The following is a 5,733-nucleotide window of genomic DNA, read 5'->3' as shown; positions in this document are numbered from 1 at the left end:
ACGAGCCGAGGCTGCCCGCGCCCGGCGACACGCTGGTGGCCGGGCGCAAGAAGCCGCCGCCCCGCGGCCGCAGGTCCTCCACCGGCGGCTGAGTCACGGCGCCCGCCGCCCTTGCACGCCTCATCGGCCGTCCGTATCGTGGGCCGTGGCGCCGTCCCGCGCCGAACCCTCTATCCGGTGCTCACGCCATCGGCCTCGCGGGGGCAAAGGGAGCCTCGAGCTCTCGGGACACCGTCACACCTGACCTCTCCGGCGGGGTCAACGGGAGCGTGGGTCCTGTGGCCGTGCCGTGATGGGGAGCACGTGATGACGAGCCACAGATCGTTCAAGTCCCGCGTACGGGCCCGCATGGACAAGACCGGCGAGAGCTACACCACCGCCCGCCGCCGGATCCTCGACAAGTCCGCCGACAGCGCCGCGCTCGCGGACCCGCCCACCGCCACGCCTGCCGACACGCTTGCCGACACGCCTGCCGACACGCTTGCCGACACGCTTGCCGATACGGTCACCGGGTCGCAGTCCCCGCCGCCCGCCGAGCTGATCAGGAGCGTCAGGGTCGCCGGCCCGGTCCTGCGCGAGCGCACCGGCAAGGACTGGGACGAGTGGTTCGCGCTGCTCGACGCCTGGGGCGCCACCTCGCGCACGCACACCGAGATCGCCCGCTGGCTGGTGGGCGAGCACGAGGTGGACGGCTGGTGGGCGCAGAGCGTGACGGTCGCGTACGAGCAGGAACGCGGCCTGCGCGCCCCCGGCCAGAACAGCGCCGGATTCTTCACCGCGAACGCCGGCAAGACCGTCGCCGTGCCGGTGGAGCGCCTGTTCGAGGCGTTCGCCGACGGCGCGGTGCGTGAGCGCTGGCTCCTCGGCGAGCTGCGGGTCCGCACGGCCACGGCGCCCAGGACGTTCCGCGCCGACTGGCGGGACGGATCGACGCGCGTCGTCGTCGGTTTCGCCGCCAAGGGCGAGGCCAAGGCACAGGTGGCGGTCGCGCACGAGAAACTGCCCGACGCCGAGAGCGCGGGGCGGATGAAGGCGTTCTGGCGTGAGCGCCTCACCGCGCTCAAAACGTTCCTCGAATCCTGACGTGGTGGGCCCGTGCCGGTGCGCCGGCCACCGGCACAGGCCCTCCGACCCCGGGTTTGGCGCTTTTTTTCGGCATTACGGCGAATAGTACGCATGTTTTGAATTACGCCTTCGCGGACAATGATCACGATGCCGCGTCGCCATTATGCGGCGCAATATCAAAGGGACATCATGCGATCAATCCGCATTCTGTGTACTGTTCCGGGTGCCATTCTCCTGGCAGCCGGGCTGGTGATTTCCGGCATGCCCGCATACGGCGTCGGAGCAGGTCGAACAGGGCCCGAGCCGGGCGCCGCCGCCCGCGAACCCACGTCCGTGCCCGTGTGCGACGAGCCTCCCGAGCCGGAAAGAGCCCGCTGCCAGTCGCTGCTCCGCACCGACGTCGCCGCGTCGGGCACCTCGCGATCGGGAGCCCGCCCGCCGGGATACGGACCGCCCGACATCTGGAGCGCGTACCAGCTGCCGATCAGACGCGGCCGGGGCCAGACGGTGGCCGTCGTCGTCGCGTTCGACTATCCCACCGCCGAACGCGATCTCGGCGTCTACCGCCGCACCTTCGGCCTGCCGCCGTGCACCACGGCCGACGGCTGCTTCCGCAAGATCAACCAGAACGGCGCCACCAGGCCCCTCCCGCCCGTCGACGCCGGCTGGGCGCTGGAGGCCGCGATCGACATCGAGGCCGTCAGCTCCTCATGCCCCGAATGCGGGATCCTGCTCGTCGAGGCGGCCAGCGACACGATCGCCGATCTGCTGACCGCGGTGGACCAGGCACGGCTCCAGGGCGCGAAGTTCATCTCCATGAGCTGGGGCCACACGGAGAGCTCCGGCCAGCGGCTCCTGGAATCCCGCTTCGACCATCCCGGCATCGCCTTCGTGGCCGCCTCGGGCGCCGGCGGCTTCCCCGCGCCGCTGTGGCCCGCCACATCGCCGCACGTCACCGCCGCCGGCGGCACCAAGCTGGTCCGCTTCGACCCGACGTTCGGCAGCCGCGGGAGGGCCCGCCCCTCGTGGGTGGAGACCGCCTGGACGGGGTCCGGCTCCGGCTCAGGCTGCTCGCGCTTCCAGGAGAAGCCCGCCTTCCAGACGGATCCAGGGTGTTCCCGCCGCGCCGTGGCCGACCTCGCCGCCGTCGGCGACCCGGCCACCGGCTTCTCGACGTACACCACGACGCCGACACCCACGGGCTCGACCGGCTTCCTGGTGGCCGGCGGGACCAGCGTGTCCGCCCCGCTGATCGCCGGCATGTACGCGCTGGCCGGCACCCCGGGGGCCGCCGACTCCCCCAACTCCTACCCATACGCGACGCGCCAGGCGTTCAAGGACATCGTCAGCGGGTCCACCGGCTCGTGCGGCGACTCGTACCTGTGCACGGCGCGGCCCGGCTACGACGTCCCCACCGGTGTCGGCGCCCCGCGCGGCGTCCACGGCCTGCGCGCGCCCGAGCCGCCGAAGCCGTCGAACGAGCCGGACCAGCACACCATCTGGCAGGCCATCAAGAAGGCGGAGAAGAACGGCCAGCACTCCGCCAAGGGCCCGAAGAAGCACGCCTGGCAGCGCGCCAGGGGCGCGAGGGGCCGCGAGGGGCGCGAGGGGCGCGAGGGGCGCGAGGGGCGCGAACAAGCAGGCCGGGGCCGTGAAGAAGCACGCCCGCGCACGGCCAGAGGGCTGAAGAGGCAGCCGCCCGCCGGTCGGTTCCACCCCGGATAGTCAAACAATCACCCTCAAGGCGTGACGCTGGGCACTCACAGAGCCCTTACCTTCTGGCCATGATGACCACAAGGCCCGATCGGTCCGGTGGGGTGAGACTGCTATGAGCACCGAGGACGTGCCGGCGGACCGACCGGCGGACCGACCGACGCCCCGGTCAGCGGCGGGGGCGAAGGCCCGGCCCCAGGCTGTCGCCTGGATCTCCTGGGTCGCCCTCGCGCTGATGACGACGAGCTCGGTCGCCAGCCTCCGGCCGTCCCCGACCATGGCCGTGTACGGGCTGGCATGCGTGTTCCTGTACGTGGTGTCGGCCGTCGCGTTCTTTCTCCCCACATCACTCGTCTCCGCCAAGCCGGCGTCGGGATGGGAGGGCGGCGTCTACAAGTGGGTGGCCGAGGGGACCTCCAAGCCGACGGGGTCGCCGGGTTGATGCCACAGGCGCGAGAGGAGCTCGCGGACCTCGTCGCGATCAGGTCCGTAGCCGATCCTCGTCAGTTCCCGCCCGAGGAGTGCGCGCGGGCCGCCACCAGGGTCCGCGACAAGTTCGCCGAAGTGGGCTTCTCTGACACCCGGCTGGTGGAGACCGCCGACGGCAGCAGAGCCGTCGTCGGGAGCCGGCCGGCCCCCGATTCGCTGGTGGGAGACGGAAGTGTCTCCGACATGCTCTGGGCCCGTCCCTCCGTGACCGTCCCGGGCATCGAATGTCCACCCGTCGTGGGCTCGGCGGCGGCCATCGTCCCGCGGACGGCCGCCCGCCTCAACCTGCGCATCCCCCTGGGGTCTCTCCCCACCAGGCCCGCACCGTCCTCCTCGACCATCTGCGGGCGGCGGCGCCCTGGGGGGTTCGAGTCTCGGTCGATGTGGAGGCGGAGGGCGCGCCGTTCCAGGCGGTGACCAGCGGTCCCGCCTACCGGATGATGGCCGGCGCCATGCGGGACGCATACGGCGCGCCGATGACGACCCTCGGCCAGGGCGGGGCGATCCCGCTCTGCAACGTGTTCGCCGAAGTCTCCCCGGACGCCGAGATCATCCTGATGGGCGTCGAGGAACCCCTGACCCTGATGCACGCCCCGAACGAGAGCGTCGATCCCAGCGAGATCGCGAACATGGCGCCGGCCGAGGCACTGTTCCTCCAGCGGTACGCGACCACCTGCAGGTGACCTTGATCTCGTCCAGTCAGAGCTCGAAGCGGGCGACGCGGCGGAGCTTGTTCATCGCGTCCAGGGCGGCCACCTTGTACGACTCGGCCAGCGTCGGATAGTTGAACACCGCGTCGACCAGGTAGTCGATCGTCCCCCCGCACCCCATCACCGCCTGCCCGATGTGCAGCAGCTCGGTGGCGCCGGTGCCGAACACGTGCACGCCCAGCAGCGACCGGTCCTCCGGCGACACCAGCAGCTTCAGCATGCCGTACGTGTCGCCGATGATCTGCCCGCGCGCCAGCTCCCGGTAGCGCGAGATGCCCACCTCGAACGGCACCTGCGACTTGGTCAGCTCGTCCTCGGTACGCCCGATGAAGGAGATCTCCGGAATCGTGTAGATCCCGATCGGCTGCAGGTGGTGGATGCCGGGCAGCGGCTCCTCGCAGGCGTGGTGCGCCGCGATGCGTCCCTGCTCCATCGACGTCGCCGCCAGCGAGGGAAAGCCGATCACGTCTCCGACCGCGTAGATGTGCGGCACCGCCGTGCGGTAATGGTCGTCCACCGGGATCCGCCCCCGGGAGTCGGCGGCCAGCCCCGCCAGGTCCAGGCACAGCTCGTCGGTCATGCCCTGACGGCCGGCCGAGTACATCACCGTCTGCGCCGGGATCTTCTTGCCGCTCTCCAGCAGCGCCAGCGCGCCCCGCGGCCGCCGCTCCACCGCCGCCACCGACTCGCCGAACCGGAACGTCACCGCCAGGTCCCGCAGGTGGTACTTCAGCGCCTCCACGATCTCCAGGTCACAGAAGTCGAGCATCCGCTCACGCCGCTCCACGACCGTGACCTTGGTGCCCAGGGCGGCGAACATCGAGGCGTACTCGATGCCGATCACACCGGCGCCCACGACCACCAGCGACTCGGGCACCGCCTGCAGGTGCAGGATCCCGTCCGAGTCGATGATCGTCTGCTCGTCGAACTCCACCGACTCCGGCCGGGCCGGGCGGGTGCCGGTCGCGATGATGATCTTCTCGGCGGAGACCTTGACGTCCCGCCCCTGCTCGTCGTGGACGTCCAGCGTGTTCGGGCCGGCGAAGGTCGCCGTCCCGGTCACCACCGCCACGTGGTTGCGCGACAGCTGGCTGCGGATCACGTCGATCTCGCGGCCGATCACGTGCTGCGTGCGAATGCCGAGATCCCCCACCGTGATCTCGTCCTTGACCCGGTAGCTCTGGCCGTACATCTCCCGCTGGTTGAGGCCGGTCAGGTAGAGGACGGCTTCGCGCAGCGTCTTGGACGGGATCGTGCCCGTGTTGATGCAGACCCCGCCGATCATGTTCCGGCGCTCGATGACGACGACCCGCTTCTCGAGCTTGGCCGCCGCGATGGCCGCTTTCTGCCCGCCGGGCCCCGAACCTATGACAGCGATATCGAAGTCGGCCACCCAACAAGTGTCGCTCTATCTGGACATTCCCGCCATAACGCGGTCGACGATTCCCTGGGTGCCCTCCTGGCGCGCGCAGTGGGCGCAGCAGTACCAGTGCTCACCCGCCTGGACTCCGTGTCCGATGATCCTGGCGGCGCAGTGCTCGCAGATGGGCGCCATGGCGTGGATCGCGCACTGGAAGGAGTCGAAGGTGTGCACCGCCCCCTGCGCGTGTACCTCGAAGGCTATGTCGTAATCGTTGCCGCACGTCTCGCAGACGGCCATGATGATCTCCTCGGTCGGTGTGTCGCACGGGGGGATACCCGGTCCCCTGCCCTCGTCGCCCCAACGGATGCCCATATTCCGGCGCGGACGAGGACG

The 5,733-nt window shown here is 70.6% G+C and carries 6 protein-coding genes; 4 read left to right on the top strand and 2 right to left on the bottom strand.

Features of this window, described 5'->3' with window-relative positions; all coding sequences use genetic code 11:
* Positions 1-306: 306 nt before the first annotated feature.
* The 4 genes from DQW85_RS06565 (at position 307) to DQW85_RS45720 (ending at position 3,950) form a co-directional block, all read left to right on the top strand.
* Entirely contained in the window at positions 307-1,083 is a 777-nt protein-coding gene (locus tag DQW85_RS06565) for a DUF4287 domain-containing protein (protein ID WP_205314937.1), read from the top strand.
* A gap of 243 nt (positions 1,084-1,326) precedes the next feature.
* Entirely contained in the window at positions 1,327-2,790 is a 1,464-nt protein-coding gene (locus tag DQW85_RS06560) for a S53 family peptidase (protein WP_113699503.1), read from the top strand.
* A gap of 103 nt (positions 2,791-2,893) precedes the next feature.
* Positions 2,894-3,220: a hypothetical protein gene (locus DQW85_RS06555; protein ID WP_205314936.1), complete on the top strand. Its 327-nt coding sequence runs from the start codon at positions 2,894-2,896 to the stop codon at positions 3,218-3,220.
* A 271-nt stretch (positions 3,221-3,491) separates the two neighbouring features.
* Positions 3,492-3,950: a M20/M25/M40 family metallo-hydrolase gene (locus DQW85_RS45720; protein WP_205314935.1), complete on the top strand. Its 459-nt coding sequence runs from the start codon at positions 3,492-3,494 to the stop codon at positions 3,948-3,950.
* 16 nt (positions 3,951-3,966) lie between these two features.
* Here the strand turns inward: DQW85_RS45720 and sthA are convergent, their stop codons facing one another.
* Positions 3,967-5,370, bottom strand: a complete 1,404-nt coding sequence (sthA, locus tag DQW85_RS06545; protein WP_113699502.1) for a Si-specific NAD(P)(+) transhydrogenase — start codon at positions 5,368-5,370, stop codon at positions 3,967-3,969.
* A 15-nt stretch (positions 5,371-5,385) separates the two neighbouring features.
* A complete protein-coding gene (locus DQW85_RS06540; protein WP_113699504.1) occupies positions 5,386-5,637 on the bottom strand; it encodes a hypothetical protein in 252 nt (83 codons plus the stop codon).
* Positions 5,638-5,733: the final 96 nt, after the last annotated feature.

Origin of the sequence: Nonomuraea lactucae (assembly GCF_003313395.1) — a bacterium.
In the GTDB taxonomy this organism is placed as follows: domain Bacteria; phylum Actinomycetota; class Actinomycetes; order Streptosporangiales; family Streptosporangiaceae; genus Nonomuraea; species Nonomuraea lactucae.
The sequence above is the reverse complement of the archived record's forward strand: the minus strand, read 5'-3'. Positions and strand labels throughout refer to the sequence as shown.

Excerpts from the sequence above, each read along its gene's own strand:
- DQW85_RS06565 (WP_205314937.1), top strand. The coding sequence starts at position 307 with ATGACGAGCCACAGATCGTTCAAGTCCCGCGTACGGGCCCGCATGGAC.
- DQW85_RS45720 (WP_205314935.1), top strand. The coding sequence starts at position 3,492 with ATGTCCACCCGTCGTGGGCTCGGCGGCGGCCATCGTCCCGCGGACGGC.
- DQW85_RS06540 (WP_113699504.1), bottom strand. The coding sequence starts at position 5,637 with ATGGCCGTCTGCGAGACGTGCGGCAACGATTACGACATAGCCTTCGAG.
- DQW85_RS06555 (WP_205314936.1), top strand. The coding sequence starts at position 2,894 with ATGAGCACCGAGGACGTGCCGGCGGACCGACCGGCGGACCGACCGACG.
- DQW85_RS06560 (WP_113699503.1), top strand. The coding sequence starts at position 1,327 with ATGCCCGCATACGGCGTCGGAGCAGGTCGAACAGGGCCCGAGCCGGGC.